The 18,575-nt window shown below is 68.5% G+C and carries 14 protein-coding genes and 2 pseudogenes; 12 read left to right on the top strand and 4 right to left on the bottom strand.

All coding sequences use genetic code 11. The features are described from left to right. Positions 1-95 precede the first annotated feature (95 nt). The gene (locus ACK4IU_RS00965) at positions 96-974 is read left to right on the top strand and encodes a LysR family transcriptional regulator (protein WP_409730745.1); all 879 of its coding nucleotides are present in this window, start codon (positions 96-98) and stop codon (positions 972-974) included. Between the two features lie 146 nt (positions 975-1,120). Here ACK4IU_RS00965 and mgtA read toward each other — a convergent pair whose 3' ends face one another. Further along, the gene (gene mgtA / locus ACK4IU_RS00970) at positions 1,121-3,679 is read right to left on the bottom strand and encodes a magnesium-translocating P-type ATPase (protein WP_409730747.1); all 2,559 of its coding nucleotides are present in this window, start codon (positions 3,677-3,679) and stop codon (positions 1,121-1,123) included. Positions 3,680-4,056: 377 nt separating this feature from the next. Here mgtA and ACK4IU_RS00975 point away from each other — a divergent pair. Continuing rightward, positions 4,057-4,367: pseudogene (locus tag ACK4IU_RS00975) on the top strand (transposase); the annotation flags it as partial. Between the two features lie 31 nt (positions 4,368-4,398). Here the strand turns inward: ACK4IU_RS00975 and ACK4IU_RS00980 are convergent. Next, positions 4,399-4,506 (bottom strand): annotated as a pseudogene (locus tag ACK4IU_RS00980) (IS5/IS1182 family transposase); the annotation flags it as partial. Between the two features lie 366 nt (positions 4,507-4,872). Between ACK4IU_RS00980 and ACK4IU_RS00985 the strand changes: the two are divergent. Both ACK4IU_RS00985 and ACK4IU_RS00990 read left to right on the top strand, forming a co-directional pair. Continuing rightward, the gene (locus tag ACK4IU_RS00985) at positions 4,873-6,690 is read left to right on the top strand and encodes a PHA/PHB synthase family protein (protein WP_409730748.1); all 1,818 of its coding nucleotides are present in this window, start codon (positions 4,873-4,875) and stop codon (positions 6,688-6,690) included. 33 nt (positions 6,691-6,723) lie between these two features. Next, entirely contained in the window at positions 6,724-8,337 is a 1,614-nt protein-coding gene (locus tag ACK4IU_RS00990) for an MBL fold metallo-hydrolase RNA specificity domain-containing protein (RefSeq protein ID WP_409730750.1), read from the top strand. Between the two features lie 54 nt (positions 8,338-8,391). Here the strand turns inward: ACK4IU_RS00990 and ACK4IU_RS00995 are convergent, their stop codons facing one another. Beyond that, positions 8,392-9,735 (bottom strand): ATP-binding protein, encoded by a 1,344-nt coding sequence (locus ACK4IU_RS00995; RefSeq protein ID WP_409730751.1) that lies wholly within the window; start codon positions 9,733-9,735, stop codon positions 8,392-8,394. Continuing rightward, positions 9,732-10,391 (bottom strand): response regulator transcription factor, encoded by a 660-nt coding sequence (locus ACK4IU_RS01000; protein WP_409730752.1) that lies wholly within the window; start codon positions 10,389-10,391, stop codon positions 9,732-9,734. Before ACK4IU_RS01000 ends, ACK4IU_RS00995 begins: the two co-directional genes overlap by 4 nt. A gap of 151 nt (positions 10,392-10,542) precedes the next feature. Here ACK4IU_RS01000 and ACK4IU_RS01005 point away from each other — a divergent pair, with 151 nt between their 5' ends. From ACK4IU_RS01005 to ACK4IU_RS01040, 8 genes are all read left to right on the top strand, one after another. Beyond that, a complete protein-coding gene (locus ACK4IU_RS01005) occupies positions 10,543-10,851 on the top strand; it encodes a PepSY domain-containing protein (RefSeq protein ID WP_149588323.1) in 309 nt (102 codons plus the stop codon). Next, positions 10,844-11,494: a cytochrome b/b6 domain-containing protein gene (locus ACK4IU_RS01010; RefSeq protein ID WP_409730754.1), complete on the top strand. Its 651-nt coding sequence runs from the start codon at positions 10,844-10,846 to the stop codon at positions 11,492-11,494. The genes ACK4IU_RS01005 and ACK4IU_RS01010 overlap by 8 nt, the downstream gene beginning before the upstream one ends. A 163-nt stretch (positions 11,495-11,657) precedes the next feature. Beyond that, positions 11,658-12,038: a hypothetical protein gene (locus ACK4IU_RS01015; RefSeq protein WP_409730756.1), complete on the top strand. Its 381-nt coding sequence runs from the start codon at positions 11,658-11,660 to the stop codon at positions 12,036-12,038. Between the two features lie 61 nt (positions 12,039-12,099). After that, positions 12,100-12,567: a DUF2271 domain-containing protein gene (locus ACK4IU_RS01020; RefSeq protein WP_409730757.1), complete on the top strand. Its 468-nt coding sequence runs from the start codon at positions 12,100-12,102 to the stop codon at positions 12,565-12,567. A gap of 13 nt (positions 12,568-12,580) precedes the next feature. Continuing rightward, positions 12,581-14,788: a PepSY domain-containing protein gene (locus ACK4IU_RS01025; RefSeq protein WP_409730759.1), complete on the top strand. Its 2,208-nt coding sequence runs from the start codon at positions 12,581-12,583 to the stop codon at positions 14,786-14,788. Then, a complete protein-coding gene (locus tag ACK4IU_RS01030) occupies positions 14,769-15,749 on the top strand; it encodes an FAD:protein FMN transferase (RefSeq protein WP_409730761.1) in 981 nt (326 codons plus the stop codon). The genes ACK4IU_RS01025 and ACK4IU_RS01030 overlap by 20 nt, the downstream gene beginning before the upstream one ends. 187 nt (positions 15,750-15,936) lie before the next feature. Continuing rightward, a complete protein-coding gene (locus ACK4IU_RS01035; protein WP_409730762.1) occupies positions 15,937-16,935 on the top strand; it encodes a ligase-associated DNA damage response exonuclease in 999 nt (332 codons plus the stop codon). Beyond that, complete coding sequence (locus ACK4IU_RS01040; protein ID WP_409730764.1) at positions 16,932-18,518, top strand: cisplatin damage response ATP-dependent DNA ligase; 1,587 nt, start codon at positions 16,932-16,934, stop codon at positions 18,516-18,518. Before ACK4IU_RS01035 ends, ACK4IU_RS01040 begins: the two co-directional genes overlap by 4 nt. Positions 18,519-18,575 lie beyond the last annotated feature (57 nt).

The raw sequence follows: 18,575 nt of genomic DNA on the forward strand, positions 1-18,575 counted from the left end.
TCCGCAGGGTTTCAGACTGTGGGAGAGCAGATAGCGCCTGGCGATCACCTAGAAAAATACATATTATTGGCAAAAATGATCTATGGAATGGAACGATGGCCCAGATCAACCTGCATCACTTGCGCCTGTTCCGCGCTGTCGCCAATGACAGTTCGCTGACGGCGGCGGCGCGGCGGCTCAACCTGTCGCAATCCGCGCTGTCCACCCAGATCCGCACGCTGGAGCAGACGCTTGGCCACGACCTGTTCGAACGGCGCGGCCGGACGCTGGTGCTGACCGAGGCGGGCCGCATCGCGCTCGACCATGCCGAGGCGATCTTCCGCACCGCCGAGGACCTGACCGCGACCCTGGCCCAGACGGGCCGGGGGCGTCAGGTGCTGCGGTTGGGCGCGCTGGCGACGCTGTCGCGCAACTTCCAGCTTCAGTTCCTGCGTCCGCTGATCGGGCGGGCGGATGTCGAGGTGGTCCTGCGTTCGGGCAGTCAGGCCGAGCTTCTGCGCGGGCTGGAGGCGACCTCGCTCGACGTGGTGCTGACCAACCTCGCGCCGGCGCGCGATGCCGGCAGTCCGTGGCTGGTGCACCGGTTGTCGGAACAGCCGGTCAGCCTGATCGGCACACCGGGCCGGATCGGCAGCCCGCCGCAGGGGCTGGCCGGTCTTCTCGCCCGTGAACCCGTCGTCCTGCCCCCGCGCGAGACGGCGCTACGCGACGCCTTCGATGCGCTGGCCAGCCGCCTTGGTGTCCGTCCCTCGATCGCTGCCGAGGTGGACGACATGGCCATGCTGCGCCTTCTGGCGCGCGAAGACGCGGGCCTTGCAGTGATCCCGCCTATTGTCGTGCAGGACGAACTCGCCGCCGGCCTGCTCGTGGAGGCCGTGAAGCTGGACGGGATCTCCGAATCTTTCATCGCCGTCACGCGCGACCGACGGTTCCCGAACCCGCTGTTGGCATCCATCCTCGACGCGGGCGTTTGAGGCGGAGAGGCGCCCCGAAATGGGGGCATAGGTCACGCGCGTTCGGCAGATGCAGTGCCCGCTTGCCACCTCGATCGGACTGCGCGCGGCCTTGGGCCACAGACTGCCCCGAAGAAGCCTGTGCTGGGTTTCCTCCAGCTGTCCGTTCAGGACCCTGGCTCCACGGGCCCGGCGCGGAAGAACCAGGCCTTCACTAATTCGGTCGCCCCGATGTAGCCCACGAGGATCGCGACAATGGCGGCCAAAGTGTCGAGCGGGAGTGTCACGAAGCCGAAGGCCGTGGTGAGGGGGCCAAGCCAGGGTATGGCGAAGGTGAGACCGAGAACCACCACGGTAGACCACAAAAGGATGGCCCCCGGTCTGCTGCGGATCGCCGATCGGCGAGTGCGCAGCACCAGGACAACTGCCAGTTCGGTCATCAGCGAGATGATGAACCACGAGGTCTGGAACAGCGCCTCGCCGGCCTGAAGCACCCACAGCAGGAGGCCAAAGGTCAGCAGGTCGAAGGCTGAGCTGACCAGTCCGAACACGACCATGAAGCGCCGAACTTCTGCGACGTTCCAGCGCTGCGGCGTGGCCAGATTCTCGGGATCCACGCGGTCCGAGGCGATGGCGAGCGAAGGCAGGTCCGAGAGGAAGTTGTTGAGCAGGATCTGTTTGGGCAGAAGGGGCAGGAACGGCAGGAACGGCGTCACGATCGCCATGCTGACCATGTTGCCGAAATTGGCGGATGTGGTGATCGAGATGTACTTCAGCGTGTTGGCGAAGGTGCGACGTCCGTCCTCGACACCCGCGCGCAGGACCTGAAGGTCGCGGCGGGTCAGCACGATGTCGGCACTTTCGCGCGCGACATCCACCGCCTCGGCGACCGATATGCCGACATCGGCGGCGTGCAGCGCGGGCGCGTCGTTGATGCCGTCACCGAGGTATCCCACCGCCTCGCCGGTGCGCTGCAGGGCGCGGACGATGCGCTCCTTCTGCTGCGGGTCGATCTCGACGAAGAGGTCGGTGCGCGGCGCGAGGTGCCAAAGCGCCTCGTCGCGCATCGCGGCGGTCTCCTCGCCGGTCAGCATCGCGTCGGCATCGAGGCCCACAGAGCGCGCGACATGGGCGGTGACATGACGGTTGTCGCCGCTGATGACCTTGACCGCGATGCCGAGAGCCCGAAGCGTGGCGATGGTCTGGGCCGCATCGGCCTTGGGCGGGTCGCGGAACACGAGGAAGCCGCCGAAGGTCATCACCGCTTCGTCGTCGCGGTCATAGTCCGCCTGCGGGGCGAAGCGGCGTGTGGCCAGCGCAAGCACGCGCAGCCCTTCGGCACTGCGGGCGCGGAAGATCGCCTCCAGCGCGGTGCGGTCTGCATCATCCAGGGGCACCGCGCCCGCATCGGTCGCCACGCTGGTGCAGATGTCCAGCACCTCGGCAAAGGCGCCCTTGGTCACCATCAGGTGTCCATCGTCAGCGCCTTCAGCCAGCACGATCGTCAGCCGCCGACGCTCAAAATCATAAGGGATCTCGTCGATCTTGGCGTAACCCGCCGTGCCGAACCCGGCCACATCGCCGGCCGCCACAAGGGCTGCGTCGAGCGGATTTTCGATCCCGGTCTCGAAGCTGGCGTTGAGCCAGGCCAGCCGTGCCACCTCTTCCGACGCCTGGCCCGCAGGGTCGAGCGCCGCGTGCAGCACAAGGCGACCCTCGGTCAGCGTGCCGGTCTTGTCGGTGCAGAGCACGGTCATCGACCCCAGGTTCTCGATCGCGTCCAGCCGGCGCACGATCACCCCATCGGCAGCCATCCGCCGCGCCCCGGCCGACAGCGTGACACTGACGATGGCCGGCAGCAGTTCGGGCGAAAGCCCCACCGCCAGTGCCGCAGCGAACATGAGCGAGTCGATCACCGGCCGGTCGAGCATCAGGTTGGCGCTGAGCACGAACAGAACCACCAGAACCATGACCCGGATCAGCAGATAGCCGAACTGCCGCACCCCGCGGGCGAACTCGGTCTCGGGCGCGCGGGCGGCGATGCGCGCGGCAATGGCGCCGAAAGCGGTCTGGCGGCCGGTGGCGGTGACCAGCACCTGCGCCGTCCCGCTGCGCACCGAGGCGCCGAGCCAGACCATGTTGGTGCGATCGCCAAGCGGCGCATCGGCGGGCACGAGACCGGGACGCTTCTCGACGGGGTAGGACTCGCCGGTAATGCTCGCCTCGCTCACCAGGAAGTCCTGCGCCGCGAGGACACGCCCGTCGGCCGGGACCAGGTTGCCCGCCGACAGCAGGATCACGTCGCCCGGAACGATGTCGTGCACAGGCACCACCTGCTCGGCACCATTGCGCAGCACCCTGGTGGTCAGCGCAAGGCGCCCCTTCAGCGCATCGACAGCGGTCGAGGCCCGGTACTCCTGTAAGAAGCTGAGCATGGCGCTGCCCATCACGATGGCAAGCACGATGCCGGCATCGATCCATTGCCGCAGTACCAGCGAGATCGTGGCGGCGACCAGCAGGATCAGCACGATGGGGTTCTCGAATTGCCGTGCGAAAAGGCGCAAGGCACCGCGCTGCGCCACTTCCTCGACGCTGTTCGGCCCAAACGTGGACAGCCGCTCGGCCGCTGCCTGCGAAGTCAGGCCGTCGGGGCCGGACCGGAAGCGGGCGGCAAGCTCGTCTACCGCAGCACTCCAACTGGTTGCGTCAGGGGCGGCCAATGCCATGCTTCACCCCGCCGGCGGCCGTCGCCGCCCCCCACTCGAATGCCGTCATCTCACGCCCCCGACTTGCGCGCCGATGCCGCCGGTCTGCGCCATGACCTGTGCACCCATGCGGGTCACGCGCGAGGTGACCCTGCCGATGTTCGGGCCGCCCCGAACCTGACGCCGTCACCCCAACGATCAGACTGGCCTTGGACATGATCGGATCGTTGGCCCCCAGCACCGGCGCGCAAAGCCAGCCGACACGGGCGACGCGATGCGAGTCATGACGGGTGTGTGGACGCGACATGGGAATTCCCGCAAAGCAAGCCGGCAAAGCCTACTCTCGAACCCGGCATTCTAACAGTCGCAACAGTAATTCTTTGCCTGGACCAGGTCAAAGCGACTACACCGGCGCCGCCGCCCTGTCGGGAAGTCTGCCCGCCGCCGAGTGGATCATTGCGGACCGGGTTAATGACTCCGATCGGTTCCGGGATGCGTTGAAAAACTAGGGGACACGCCCCTGGTCCAAGGCAGGAAGTCGCGCGGCAAGGCTTTCCGCCACGACAAGCGACGCTACCGGCGCCGCGACCGGATCGAGATCATGTTCGGCCGACTGAAAGACTGGCGCAGGGTCGCAACACGATATGACAGATGCGCCAAGACCTTCCTGTCCGCTGTCGCCCTCCCCGTCACCGTCATGTTCTGGCTTTTAGAGCCAATGAGTCTGGACCTAAAAGCCGGTCGGCATCATCGCCTCGATCGGCCAGCAGCCAATCCGCCCTTGGCGATCTGCCCGGAAGAGCCGCAGCACTGGTATGATCGTGTATCTGGCCTGCAGGCATTGAGAACCCGACTTGCGCTACAGAGCATCGAGGGCCTGGAAAGGTTGCTCAGCATGACCCCCGTCAGTCCCGGGATTTGCCTCTCCCGGCCGCGGATGCTTCAGGCAAGGCAATGGATCCTGACCCTTGGAATGGGGGAGAACATTCCCTGCTGCGACATGGTGCCCGCAGCCCTTCCGCTGAAGAAACTGAAAGAAGGATTGTCGGCGTCACCGCGGCGTGAAAGACTGGTGCTAACGATTTTCCCAATGCGACGCAGTCGTGCTTGGTGCCAGCCTAAGCCCGCGCAGTGTCACGCGGAGCAATTCTTCGGTACCGCGGGACGAGGGCAGGGCAACCCGCGCGCCATGGCCCAGACGGGAGGGGGCGAACATGTCCGGAAAACCGGTCAAGTCTGGAAACAGGAACGCCGAGGTGCGGGAGAAGGAGCGCGCTTTGGTTCCGGCCCTGGCCGAACGACCCGCCCCTCAGCAGCAGGCAAAATCCCATCAAGCCCTCGATCGCGGCGTAAGGGCGACGATGGCGCGGCTGAGCGGTGGCGTCTCGGTCCACTCGTTCATCGGAGCCTGGTCCGACTGGGCCTTCCACCTCATTGAAGCGCCCGGGCGTCAACTTCAACTGATCGAGCATGCGCAGCTGAATGCGCTCAGGCTGATCGCCCATGCCACGCGCATCGATGCGGAAGACCCGCCGCCGTTCAAGCCCAAGTCCTACGATCACCGCTTCAATCACCCGGACTGGCAGAAGCCGCCGTTCCGGATGTGGCAGCAGGGGTTCCTGGCCGTGCAGGACTGGTGGGATCACGCCACCGACCATCTGCGCGGCCTGCGCCCCGAGGATGCCGACCGAGTGCGCTTCATGGCGCGGCAGGCGCTGGACACGGTCTCGCCGTCCAACTTTCCCATGCTCAACCCCGAGATCATCGCGGCGACAGTGGCCTCGGGCGGGCGCAACCTGACCGAGGGGGCGTCGCATTTCGCCCGAGACATGGTCAAGACGCTGACCCAGAGTCATGACCCGGCACCAGAAGGCTTCCGGGTCGGGCAGGATCTGGCCTGCACGCCAGGGACGGTCGTGTTCCGCAACGACTTGTTCGAACTTATCCAGTACGCGCCACAGACGGACAAGGTTGTGGCCGAACCGGTCCTCATCGTGCCGGCCTGGATCATGAAATATTACATTCTCGATCTGTCGCCCCACAACTCGATGGTCAACTACCTGGTGGGCCAGGGGTTCACGGTCTTCATGATCTCATGGTGCAACCCGACCGCCGCGCAGGCCGATCTCTCGCTGGAGGATTACCGCAGGACCGGCGTGATGACAGCACTGGAGGCGGTGAACCAGATCGTCCCGGACCGCAAGGTGCATGCGGTCGGCTATTGTCTTGGCGGCACCATGCTGGCCATCGCGGCGGCGACCATGGCCCGCGACCAGGATGATCGGCTTGCCAGCATCACGCTGATGGCCGCGCAGGTGGATTTTGCCGAGGCGGGCGAACTGATGCTGTTCGTCGATGAAAGCCAGGTGGCCTTCCTCGAGGACATGATGTGGGATCAGGGCTACCTGGATCGGCCGCAGATGGCGCGGACCTTCTCGGCCATCCGGTCCGAGGATCTGATCTGGACCCGGGCCGTCCGGCGCTATCTGCTTGGCGAGGACGACCTGCCGACGGACATGGGTGTCTGGGTGGCCGACACCACCCGGATGCCCGCGCAGATGCATTCGCAGTACCTGCGCGGACTGTTCCTGGAAAACCGGCTGACCGCAGGCCGTTTCGCGGTCGAGGGCCGGGTGATCGCGCTGAAGGACCTCGCAGCCCCGATGTTCGTGGTCGCTACCGAGACCGACCATATCGCGCCGTGGAAATCGGTCTACAAGACACAGCTTTTCACCGACTGCGACCTGACCTTCGTCCTGACCAGCGGCGGGCACAACAGCGGGATCGTCAACGAGCCGGGAAATCCACGCAGCCATTTCCGCCTGTCGCATCGAGCAGCCGGTGCCTTGTATGTCGGCCCGGATGACTGGCCGGCAAGGGCGCACTCCCGGCAAGGGTCCTGGTGGCCGGCCTGGAAGGACTGGCTGGAATGCCACAGCAATGGGCTGGTCCTGCCGCCCGCGCCCGGCGCGCCGGACAGGGGCCTGCCGCCCCTCGACGCGGCACCGGGGACCTATGTGTTCCAGACCTGACCCGTCAGCCACGCGGCGCGGATGGATGCCCCGATGACCAATCCCCGACTGACCTTCCATGGCGCGGCAGGTGCCGTCACCGGATCGTGCTTCCGGCTTGGGACCACGGCCGGAGAGGTGCTGATCGACTGCGGCATGTTCCAGGGCTCCAAGACCGAGAAGGAACTGAACTACCGCCCCTTCCCCTTTGCGCCGGACCGGATCGCGGCGGTGATCCTGAGCCATGCCCATATCGACCATTCGGGCCTTCTGCCAAAACTTGTCCGTCACGGCTTTGCGGGCCCGATCCACGCTACCCCGGCCACCATCGACCTTGCCGGCGTCATGCTGCCCGACAGCGCCCATATCCAGGAGTTCGAGGTCGAGCAGTTCAACCGCCGAGCGGCCCATCGCAACCGCAGCCGGGTAGAGCCGATCTATGACAGTGCCGACGTCGAGGCCTGCCTGTCCCTGTTCCGCCCGCATGACCTGGGCAACTGGTTCGCAGTGCTGCCGGGACTGCGGGCCCGGTTCTGGAATGCGGGCCACCTCCTGGGATCGGCCTCGATAGAGGTCGAACTGGCCCAGCCCGAAGGATCCGCCCCGTTGCGCCTGCTGTTCTCGGCCGACATCGGACCGGACTGCAAGTTGATGCATGCAGACCCGGAGGGGCCGGCCGGCGTGGATTTCCTCATCTGCGAATCCACCTACGGTGATACGGACCGCCGTGACGCCACCGCCCAGGCCCGCCGCACCCTATTGCGCGACGAGGTGCGGGCCGCCATGCATCCCAATGGTGCGCTGCTTATCCCGTCCTTCGCCGTCGAACGTGCCCAGGAACTGATCAGCGACATCGGCCGGCTGATGGCCGAGGGCGAATTGCCGGACATTCCCATCCATGTTGACAGTCCCCTTGCGACCAGGGCCACCAGGATCTTTGCCAAGCACCATCGCGAGCTTGAGGAGGGGGCAGTTTTGATGCAGGGCCTGCGCGCCCGCAACCTGCATTTCACCGAAACCGTCGAACAGAGCATGGCGCTCGACCGGTTGCGCGAGTTCCACATCGTCATCGCGGCGTCAGGCATGTGCGATGCGGGAAGGATCCGGCACCGCCTGAAGAACTGGCTGTGGCGCGACGAGGCGACTGTCCTTTTCACCGGCTATCAGGCCGAGGGCACGCTCGGCCGCATCCTTTTGGATGGCGCGCGGTCGGTCCGCATCCAGGGCGAGGAATTCGTCGTGCGCGCCCGTATCCGGTCTCTGGATCTCTATTCCGGGCATGCCGACGGCCCGGAACTGGCCGACTGGATCAAGGCGCGATTGCCGTTGAGGCATGATCTGTTCCTCGTCCACGGCGAACCGGCCGCGATCGAGGGCCTGGCCGCGCGACTGGCGGGGATCGTCGATCCGGCCCGGATCCTGCGGCCGGTGCTGGACGAAGAGTTCGAACTGACCGGCGCAGGCGCCAGGCGGATCGGCGGCGAAACCCAGCGGCGTCTGTCGCCGGAGAAGGTGGCGCGGCTCGATTGGCATAACGACGTCTCGCGGCTGATCCTCGACATCAACGACAGGCTTGAGGCCGAGCCGGACGAAAGGGCCCGCGCTGTCCTGATCCGGCGTCTGCGGCGGGCGCTTGAGGCAAGCGAAAAGGTGGACCATCCGTCCTGACTGCGTTTGTCCTCGGCCGGGACCAGCCGTCACCTCCCGGGATCTGCGGCGCCCTCATGGATGGGGTGCAGGACCGACAGGCAATCTGATGCTCGCCTCCAGTCCCTCGGGATGGCCGGGGCGGGGCGATTGCAGGGCAAGACCGCTGCCGATGCGCTCTGCGATAGCCGACACGATGGCGAGGCCCAGCCCGCTTCCTTCTCCCTGCGCGCCGGCGCGCTCGAACCGCTCGGCAAGGCGGCTCAGGATGTCGGGCGGCACGACCGGGCCGTCATTGGCCACCGCAAATGTGCCATCAGCCTGCAAGCGCACCGCGACCGTGGCACCCCCGGCTCCGTGCCGCAGGGCGTTTTCCACCAGATTGCGGAAGAGGATGGCGAAGGCGTCCGGGTCCAGATCGGACATCACCGGCCCATCGGGCAGGGACAGGACGATCCGCCCGGTGCCGGCAATGCGCTGCATGTCCTCGGTCAGGAGCCGGGCGACCGGCCGCAGATCCGCGGGGCCGTCCAGCCGCAACCGTCCGCCCTCGGCCCGCGCCAGTTGGAGCAGACGCTCCGACAGTCCCGTCAGCCGTTTCAGTGTCGATTCGATCCCCGCCGCCCGTGCCTTCGCCTCGACGTCGCGTGTCTCGCTCTGAAGCCGCTGCACCTGGGCGATCGCGCCGGCCAGAGGGGTGCGAAGCTCGTGCGCGGCATTCGCGGCAAAGCTGCGTTCCGCTTCGAAGGCAGCGGCCAGCCGGGCCAGAAGGCCGTTCATCGTGGCGGCGAGCGGCGCGATCTCGGTTGGCAGATCAGCACTTGCGACGGGGCTCAGATCGCTTGCCCCGCGGGCCGAAAGCCGATCGCGGAACTGACGCAGGGGCGCTAGGCTGGCACGGACGGCCAGCACGATGGCCAGAAGCGCCACGGGCACGACGATCAGCAGCGGCAGGCCGAGGCCCATCTGAAGCTCCCGTGCGACGCTGGCGCGGTGGTCCAGCGGCTCGGCGACGGTGATGCGTATGGTGCCCTGTACGGCCGCGTCGTTGAAGATGCGGTGTGTGGCCGTCTGGCGGAACCCGATCCCGTCCCAGGCAGGAAAGTCCGCCGGGTCGGCGGCATGCGATTGCAGCAGGATGCGCCCCTGGTCGTCACGCACGATATAGGTGAAGAACTCGTCATGTTCGCGGATCGCGGCAAGGCGTTGGCTGATGCCGGCTTCCTCGCGGTTCAGGATGTCGACAACGGCAAGCGGCAGGATGCGCTGCGCGGTTTCCTGAAGGGCGGCATCGAAGACCTCTTCGATTTCGCCCCTGGCAAGCAGCGCAGTCACGCTGGCCGCGGCGGCCCAGATCAGCGTGAGCGCAAGGCCCAGCCAGAGCCCGAGGCGCCCCTGAAGGCTGCGCGGCGCCCTCATGGGCGGCCCAGCCGGTAGCCGAGGCCGCGTTCGGTCTCGATCACCCCGGCGCCCAGCTTCTTGCGCAGGCGGCTGACATGGACCTCGATCGTGTTGCTTTCGATCTCGGCGCCGAAGGCGTAGAGCTTTTCTTCCAGCTGCGCCTTTGACAGAAGCTGGCCGGGGCGGGACAGGAATGCCTCGAACAGCGCCCATTCGCGGGCGGTCAGGGTGACGGGTCGGCCGTCGCGATGGATGCTGCGGGCAGCGAGGTCGATCGTCAGCGGCCCGTGGCTGACGATGGGGTTCGGGTTGCCCGCGTAGCGCCGCGCGACCGACCCGATCCGGGCGGAAAGCTCGGCAAGGTCGAAGGGCTTCACCAGATAATCGTCGGCCCCGGCGTTCAGCCCCTCGATCCGGTCGCTGATCTGGTCCAGGGCGGTCAGGATGATGACGGGCGTCACATCGCCCCTGGCCCGCAGGCGGCGCAGGAAGGGGATGCCCCGGCCGTCGGGCAGCATCAGGTCCAGAAGCACAAGGTCGAACCCTGCGCCGGCCATCGCGTCAGCGGCAGCATCCAGGCGCTGCACCCAGTCGACGGAATGGCCATCGGCGGCAACCTGATCGCGCACGGCCGCGCCCAGAACCGTGTCATCCTCGATCAGCAGTATGCGCATGGTCTCTTGCCGTCCCTTCGGGCCCTTTTCGCCTTGTTCTGACCCGCTCGCCTGACAGCAGGCTGAAGCGGCCTGCCAGCCGTCTTCAGGCTGCCGTAAGCTTGGGCGTGCATGAACGCATCCAGACTGGCCGTAACCCGGAGTGTGGCCCATGCGAAAGACCCTGACAATTCTTGCTTTCCTGGCAGCCCTTCCCGCCGGTGCGGCCCTTGCCGATGACGATTGCTTCGTGCCGATGGCCGACTGGCAACCGCGCGAGGCGGTCGCCCGCTTCGCGGACGCGCAAGGCTGGACGGTGCGCCGGATCAAGATCGACGACGGCTGCTACGAGATCGACGGCCGCGATGCGGAAGGCCGCGCCATCGAGGTGAAGCTGCATCCCGGCACGCTCCAGATCGTCGAGATGGAATTCGAGGATGACGACAATGGGCACGACCGCGAGGGAAAGGAAAATGACTGACCGGGCTTCGGCACTTGCCACGGGTGACGCAACCGTGCGGGTCTGGGATCCGCTGGTGCGCCTGTTCCACTGGAGCCTTGTTGCCGCCGTCGCGACCGCCTGGCTGACCGCCGACGAGGTGCAGCCGGTTCACGAAGTGGCAGGCTACACGGTTGCGGGCCTTGTGGCCTTTCGGCTGGTCTGGGGCTTTGCCGGTAGCCGCTACGCGCGCTTTGCGCAGTTCGTGAAGGGACCGGGGGCGACGCTGGCCTATCTGGGCGCCATGCTGCGCGGGAAAGAGCGCCGTCATCTGGGTCACAACCCTGCCGGCGCCGCGTTGGTCCTGGCGCTGCTCCTGACGCTCTCGGGCACCGCCTTCACCGGCTGGCTGATGGCAGACCCTACCCGCGTTGCACTGCTGCCGACCCTGCCGCAGATCGTGGCCCCCGCCTGGGCGGATGAGGACGGCGACGAATATGGCGAGGGGCGAGAAGCCGAGGGTCCGCTGAAGGACATCCACGAGACCCTGGCAAACCTGCTGCTTCTCCTGATCGCGGCCCATGTCGGCGGTGTTGTCCTCGCCTCGGTCCGCCACCGCGAGAACCTTGCCCGCGCCATGGTCACCGGCCGGAAGCGCGCGGCCGGACCGGACGACATCGCCTGATACGCTTCCCCGACCACCTGTCCCTGTGGTCCGACTGGCCCCGCCTCTTCCCGGCGGGGCCTTTTTCTTCCTGACGGCAAGCTGAAGCAGAAAATCTCCGCGCGTCAGGAACCGCTCAGGTCCGGGGCACAGATTGCTGCCATCAGATCAAGGAGACCATGCCATGACATCCCGACTTTCCCTTCTCTTCGCCTCGACCTCCCTGACCCTGACGATGGGCCTGCCGGCCCTTGCCGCAGGGCCGACCCCGGTCAGGACGGATGGCCAGTGCGGCGGCGTCTGCGCCGCAGTGTTCACCTCGGACGACCTCCCCTTGCCGCTGATCCGGGTCAGCGGCGACGACGACGAGGAGGATGATGAAGACGGCGGATGGTTCCGTCGCGGGCATGACGACGATGATGACGAGGATGAGTGCGAGGACGACGACGATGACGCCTGCATGGGCGCCGGTGGTCGGGGCAACCCTGCGCCCGCGGGCACTGTCGCGCCGCCCGCGAACGGGCTGTTCGGCAGCGGCGCGCCGCCCGCCGCCGTGACCAAGTGAACCTCTCCCGCTTCCCGGCCCCCGCCCTGCGCGGGGCCGCCTCCTGTCGAAAGGATCTCCGATGAAATCGCTTCTCGCAACCCTCGCCCTGACCACGGCGCTGACCCTGCCGGGGCTGGCGATGGCCCGCCCGGTGACGCTGACCACCACGCTGAACAACTATGGCGGCGATGGCGCCTATCTGGCGCTTTACGTCACCGATCCCTCGGGCGCCTATGTCGGCAGCCTCTGGATGGCGGGCGGCAAGTCGAAATACTACGAACACCTGACCGACTGGTATGCAGCCACGGGCGGTGACCCGGCGCAGATCAACGGCATCACCGGCGCCAGCGTCGGCGCCGGCCGGACGCTGGAGATCACGCTCGACCTCGCCGACGCCCTGTTCGATGCAGGGTACACGCTGCACATCGACGCCGCGGTCGAGGACATGCGCGACAGCCCGAACGAGATCGCGGTTCCGTTGACGAGTGGCGGGGCGGGCTCGCCCGTTCAGGGCCGCCGCTACATCGCCAGCTTCGTCTACAAGTAAGGGGTCCGGTCCCATGATCCGCACGCTTCACCGCTGGCCGGGGCTGGTGGCCCTGGTTCTCGTGACCGTCCTCGCGCTCAGCGGTGCGGCGCTGTCGGTCTTTCCGGCGGCGGATCGGCTGTCGGCCCCGCAGGCCGTGGCGGGGCAGAACGTGGCCGATCTGGCCGCCCGCGTGGCCGCCACGCATCCGGGGCTGGAGGAGATCCGCCGCTCTCCCTCGGGCCGGATCACCGCCTGGTGGTTCGACGGCGGCACACCGGGCTCGGCCCTGATCGACCCGGCGACCGGGGCGGATGTCGGGTCGGCCGATCCGAACCCGGTGGAACGCTGGCTGACCAACCTGCACCGGTCGCTGTTCCTGGACGATGCCGGGCGGCTGGTCATGGCTGCGGGTGCGGCGGCGATGCTGGTCCTTGCGCTGTCCGGCGCGGCGCTGGTGGCGCGGCGTACGGGGGGCTGGCGGCGCTGGTTCGCGCGCCTGCGCGGGCCTCTGGCCGGACGGTTGCACACCGAGATCGCGCGGGTCGCGGTCGCGGGCCTTGCCCTGTCGGCGGCGACGGCGCTGTGGATGACCGCCTCCATCTTCGACCTTCTCCCCGACGCCTCGCTGCGCCCGGCCGATCCTGCGACCGTCAGCGGGCAGACGGGGTTCCCTCTCGACCGGATGGCCGCGCTGCGGGACGTGCCGGTCAGCGCCCTGCGCAAGCTGAGCTTTCCCTATGCCGGCGATGCGCAGGACGTGTTCACCCTGTCCACCGATACCGGCACCGGCCTGATCGACCAGGGCACCGGCGAGATTCTGTCCTGGGCCGATCCCACGCCCTGGCAGAGGGTGTCGGAAACGATCTACATGCTGCACACGGGGCAGGGCGCGGCGGCGCTCGGGCTGATCCTCGGCCTGGTCGCCCTGGCCGTGCCGGTGATGGGGGCCACCGGCGCCCTGGTCTGGCTCGCCGGGCGGCGGGGCCGGCCACGGCTGCGCGACAACGCCCCCGCCGGCCGCGCGCAGACGGTGATCCTGGTGGGCTCCGAAGGCGGCAGCACCTGGGGCTTTGCCGCGACGCTGGCCCGGGCGCTGCGGCAGGCGGGGCAATCGGTGCATCTCGCGGCGATGTCCGCCTTCGACCCCGACCGTCATCCCCGTGCGGAACGCTTCCTGATCCTGGCTGCCACCTGGGGCGAAGGCGACGCGCCCGCCTCGGCCAAGGGGTTCCTCGACCGTCTGGCGCGCATGACCGAGGCACCGAAGGCCCCTCTGGCCGTCCTGGGCTTCGGCGACCGCAGCTTTCCGGCCTTCTGCGCCTTTGCGGCCGAAGTGGAGGCCGCCGCCCGCGCCAGGGGCTGGGAAACCCTCGTGCCCATGGACAGCGTGGACCGCCAGTCCCCGCAGGATTTCGCGCGCTGGGGCCGGGCGCTGGGGCAGGCCCTCGGCCTTGCGCTGGAACTTGACCATCAGCCCGTTCGTCCCGCCGCCGACAGCCTGACCCTGGTCTCGCGCCGCGATCATGGGGCCGAGGTGCAGGCCCCGACCGCGATCCTGCGCTTTGCACTGCCGAAGGCGGGCCTCTGGGCGCGGCTGACCGGCCGTGGCTTCGCCCGGTTCCAGGCAGGGGACCTGCTGGGCATCCTGCCGCAAGGCTCCACCCTGCCGCGGTTCTATTCGCTGGCCTCGGGCAGCCGCGACGGCTTTGTCGAGATCGTGGTGCGCAAACACCCCGGCGGCCTCTGCTCTGGCCAGCTCCTGGCGCTGGAACCGGGCGACCGCGTCCAGGCCTTCCTGCGCCGCAACCCCGACTTCCATGCCGGACGGGGCCGGGCGCCGCTGATCCTGATCGGGGCGGGCACCGGGATCGGCCCGTTGGCGGGGTTCATCCGCGCCAATGCGCGCCGCCGCCCGGTGCATCTGTTCTTCGGAATGCGCCATGCGGACAGCGACTTCCTGTATCGCGACGACCTCGCCGGCTGGAAGGCTGACGGGCGCCTGACCGAACTGACGACCGCCGTCTCGCGCGGCGCGCGGCCGCATTATGTGCAGGATGCGCTGCGGGCCGAGGCGGCACAGGTGGCCGAGGCGGTCCGCCGGGGCGCAAGGGTGATGGTCTGCGGCGGACGCGAGATGGCGCAGGGCGTCAGTCGCGCGCTGGAAGACATCCTCGCGCCGGTGGGACTGACCCCCGCGATGCTGAAGGCCGGAGGGCGCTATGTCGAGGATGTCTACTGACACCGTTCGCCACGCGCTGAACGGCCCGACCATGGGCACGCGCTGGTCGGCGCTGTTCTTCGCCGCACCGGGCCTCGACCCCGGCCCGGTGCAGACCGCCCTCCAGGCTGCCGTAGCAGCGGTCGATGCGCAGATGTCCACCTGGAACCCCGACAGCGACCTGATGCGCCTGAATGCAGCGCCCGTCGGGGACTGGCAGGATATCCCCGGTGATCTGGCGCGCGTCCTGGCGCTGGGCCTGGCGATCGGTCGCGCCTCGGGCGGGGCCTTCGACATCGGCATGGGCGATGCGGTCCGCGCCTGGGGCTTCGGCCCCGCCGCGGCCGATCCGCACGCCATCCGCTCCGCGATGGAGACTGCGCGGCGCCCAGCCCATGAGCTGCTGGAGCTGGACGGCACCCGGGCACGCAAGACGGCGCCCCTGAGCCTCGACCTGAACGGCATCGCCAAGGGCTACGGCGTGGATCGACTGGCCGAGGTGCTGGGCGACCACGGCATCCGCAACGCGCTGGTCGGCATCGACGGCGAGATGCGCGCCATGGGCCTGCGCCCCGACGGCACGCCCTGGACGATTGCCGTCGAGGCGCCGGACCGCGACCGCCGCGCGCCTCATTCCATCCTGACGCTCGAGGATGCGGCCGTGGCCACGTCGGGCGACTATCGCCACTGGGTCACGGTCCGGGGTCGCGATCTGTCGCACACGATGGACCCGGCGCGCGGCGTGCCGCTTCTCGCCCCGCCCGCATCCGTCACCGTGATCGCCCCCACCTGCGCCGAAGCCGATGCCTGGGCGACGGCGCTGATGGTCCTGGGCGCGGATGCGGGCGCGCGCCTTGCCCGGCAGAGGGGGCTAGACGCCCTGTTCCTCGTCCGCACGGGTGCCGGCGACGTGCAGGGCCTCGGCGTGGGACGCATCTTTTCGGCCGGGTCCGCGACGGCCGGCCTGGACGTTTCAGACTGACCCCATCGGATCAGGCGCAGTCAGACCGTCCCGGATCCATTGCCCCGCCTCTGCATCTCTGCGCAGACAGGCCATTGCCCCGGTGGCGAGATCGCGCCAGATTCAAACTTCCGACCGGGCCACGACCGCGTCGGGATCCAGGGCGCCCGTCGCGCGGTGCCGACACCCGATCCAGACGGAGGCCCGGATGGCCCGACCGCCGCTCCTGATCCCGCGACCCGAGGGGCTTTACTGCCCCGCCGGCGACTTCTTCATCGACCCCACGCGCCCCGTGCCCCGCGCGCTTGTCACCCACGGCCATTCCGACCACGCCCGCGCCGGCCACGGCGCCGTCCTCGCCACGGCCGAGACGCTGGACATCATGGCCATCCGCTATGGCGACGACTTCACGCAAAGCCGACAGGTGGCCGGCGACCCCATCCGCATCGGCGAGGTGACGGTCAGCTTCCAGCCGGCCGGCCATGTGCTCGGCTCGGCTCAGATCGCGGTCGAGGGGCAAGGCCAGCGAATCGTGGTCTCGGGCGACTATGCCCGCGTTCCCACCCCCACCTGCGCCCCGTTTCAGCCGGTGCCCTGCGACATCTTCGTCACCGAGGCGACCTTTGCGCTCCCGGTCTTCCGCCACCCGCCGCCCGAGGCCGAAATCGCCCGGCTCCTGTCCAGCGTGCAGGCCAACCCCGACCGTGCCCATCTGATCGGCGCCTATGCACTGGGCAAGGCGCAGCGGGTGATCGCGGCGATCCGCCAGGCCGGCTGGGACGCGCCGATCTTCATCCACGGGGCGCTGCAACGGCTCTGCGACTACCACGTCGCGCGCGGCATAGACCTCGGCGACCTCCGCCCCGCCACCGCCGGGCGCAAGGCCGATTTCGCCGGCGCCATCGTCATCGCGCCGCCCTCGGCCTTCGCCGCCACCTGGGCGCAGCGTTTCCCCGATCCGGTTATCGCCTTCGCCTCGGGCTGGATGCAGGTCCGCGCCCGCGCCCGCCAGCGCGGCGTGGAACTGCCGCTGGTGATCTCCGACCATGTGGACTGGCCGAGCCTCACCGCCACCATCGACGAGCTGAACCCGGCCGAGGTCTGGATCACCCACGGCCGCGAGGACGCGCTGATGCGCTGGTGCGACCTCACCCAACGCACCGCGAAACCCCTCCACCTCGTCGGCTACGAGGACGAGGCGGAATGAGCCTTACTGCCTTCGCAACCCTCCTCGAACGGCTCGCCTTCACCCCGCAGAGGCTCGGCAAGGAACGCCTGCTCGCCGCCGCCTTCGCGGGCCAGCCCGACCCCGAACGCGGGCTGATGCTGGCCGCGCTGACCGGCGATCTGAAGCTGCGCCAGGTCACGCCCAGCCTCCTTCGGGGCCTGACCGAGGCGCGGGTCGATCCCGTGCTCTTTGCCGCCAGCTACGATTTCGTCGGCGACCTGGCCGAGACCATCGCGCTGATCTGGCCCGAGGGCACGCGGTCGGACCCGCCGCTGTCCGAAGTCGTCCACGAACTGTCCACCACTCCGAAGACGCGCCTGCCGGCGCTGATCGCCGCGCGGCTCGACAGCCTCGGCGCCTCGGAACGCTATGCCTATCTGAAGCTCGCCACCGGCGCGCTCCGGGTCGGGGTCTCCGCCCGGCTCGCGCGCTCCGCCTTCGCCGGCTGGGCGGGCCTGCCCCTGACCGAAATCGAGGAGATCTGGCACGCCCTTTCGCCCCCCTACACCGAGCTTTTCGCCTGGGCCGCCGGCGCCCCGCGCCCCGAGGCCGCCCTCCGCGCGCCCTTCCGGCCGGTGATGCTTTCAACCGCCACCGACCTTGAGGCCCTTTCACAACTGGACCCCGGCGATTTCGCCGCCGAATGGAAATGGGACGGCATCCGCATCCAGGCGGTCAGCGATGGCGGGACGCGGCGGCTCTACTCCCGGACCGGAGAGGACATCGGCGCCGCCTTTCCCGACGTTCTCGCGCTTATGGACTTTGACGGCACCCTCGATGGCGAGCTTCTGGTGCGGCGCGGCGACGAGATCGCGCCCTTCGGCGACCTGCAACAGAGGCTGAACCGCAAGACGGTGACACCGGCGCTGCTGCGCTCACACCCGGCGGGGCTCAGGCTTTACGACCTGCTGATCTGGCAGGGGCAGGATCTGCGCGACCGGCCCTATGACGCCCGCCGCGCGGTGCTGGCCGGCGCGGTGGCGGGCCTCGACCCGCGCATCGACCTCTCGCCGCAGCTGGAGTTCTCCAGCTGGGACGACTTGGCCGCGCTGCGCGCCGCGCCGCCCCTGGCCGTGATCGAGGGCATTATGCTCAAACGCCGCGACAGCCCCTATCTGGCCGGCCGCGTGCGCGGGCCCTGGTTCAAGTGGAAGCGCGACCCTTTCCTCATCGACGCGGTGCTGATGTATGCCCAGCGCGGCCATGGCAAGCGGTCGGGCTATTACTCCGACTTCACCTTCGGCGTCTGGAACGGCGACGAACTGGTGCCCGTCGGCAAGGCCTATTTCGGCTTCACCGACGAAGAGCTGAAAGAGCTCGACCGTTTCGTGCGCAACAACACGGTGGACCGCTTCGGCTCGGTCCGGGCGGTGGCGCGGACCCGTGTCGTCGAGGTCGCCTTCGAGGGGCTGAACCGCTCCACCCGCCACAAGTCCGGCGTGGCGATGCGCTTTCCGCGCATCAACCGCATCCGCCCCGACAAGCCCGCGTCCGAGGCGGATCACCTCGCCACGCTTCAGACGATGCTCGACCGCGCGCCCGGAGAGGTTGACGAAGGGTAAGCGCCCACGGCCAAGCCCTTGATTCCGAAAGGCCTGCTTCCCCTGTCCTGCGTGGAC

It is taken from the genome of Tabrizicola flagellatus (assembly GCF_046295235.1).
Taxonomy (GTDB): domain Bacteria; phylum Pseudomonadota; class Alphaproteobacteria; order Rhodobacterales; family Rhodobacteraceae; genus Tabrizicola; species Tabrizicola flagellata_A.

Bases quoted from the DNA above. Each gene is read 5' to 3' on its own strand.
- ACK4IU_RS01025 (WP_409730759.1), top strand. From the start codon at position 12,581: ATGATCCGCACGCTTCACCGCTGGCCGGGGCTGGTGGCCCTGGTTCTC.
- ACK4IU_RS01020 (WP_409730757.1), top strand. From the start codon at position 12,100: ATGAAATCGCTTCTCGCAACCCTCGCCCTGACCACGGCGCTGACCCTG.
- mgtA (WP_409730747.1), bottom strand. From the start codon at position 3,679: ATGGCATTGGCCGCCCCTGACGCAACCAGTTGGAGTGCTGCGGTAGAC.
- ACK4IU_RS00990 (WP_409730750.1), top strand. From the start codon at position 6,724: ATGACCAATCCCCGACTGACCTTCCATGGCGCGGCAGGTGCCGTCACC.
- ACK4IU_RS00965 (WP_409730745.1), top strand. From the start codon at position 96: ATGGCCCAGATCAACCTGCATCACTTGCGCCTGTTCCGCGCTGTCGCC.
- ACK4IU_RS01000 (WP_409730752.1), bottom strand. From the start codon at position 10,391: ATGCGCATACTGCTGATCGAGGATGACACGGTTCTGGGCGCGGCCGTG.
- ACK4IU_RS01015 (WP_409730756.1), top strand. From the start codon at position 11,658: ATGACATCCCGACTTTCCCTTCTCTTCGCCTCGACCTCCCTGACCCTG.
- ACK4IU_RS01035 (WP_409730762.1), top strand. From the start codon at position 15,937: ATGGCCCGACCGCCGCTCCTGATCCCGCGACCCGAGGGGCTTTACTGC.
- ACK4IU_RS00985 (WP_409730748.1), top strand. From the start codon at position 4,873: ATGTCCGGAAAACCGGTCAAGTCTGGAAACAGGAACGCCGAGGTGCGG.
- ACK4IU_RS01030 (WP_409730761.1), top strand. From the start codon at position 14,769: ATGTCGAGGATGTCTACTGACACCGTTCGCCACGCGCTGAACGGCCCG.
- ACK4IU_RS01010 (WP_409730754.1), top strand. From the start codon at position 10,844: ATGACTGACCGGGCTTCGGCACTTGCCACGGGTGACGCAACCGTGCGG.
- ACK4IU_RS00995 (WP_409730751.1), bottom strand. From the start codon at position 9,735: ATGAGGGCGCCGCGCAGCCTTCAGGGGCGCCTCGGGCTCTGGCTGGGC.
- ACK4IU_RS01040 (WP_409730764.1), top strand. From the start codon at position 16,932: ATGAGCCTTACTGCCTTCGCAACCCTCCTCGAACGGCTCGCCTTCACC.
- ACK4IU_RS01005 (WP_149588323.1), top strand. From the start codon at position 10,543: ATGCGAAAGACCCTGACAATTCTTGCTTTCCTGGCAGCCCTTCCCGCC.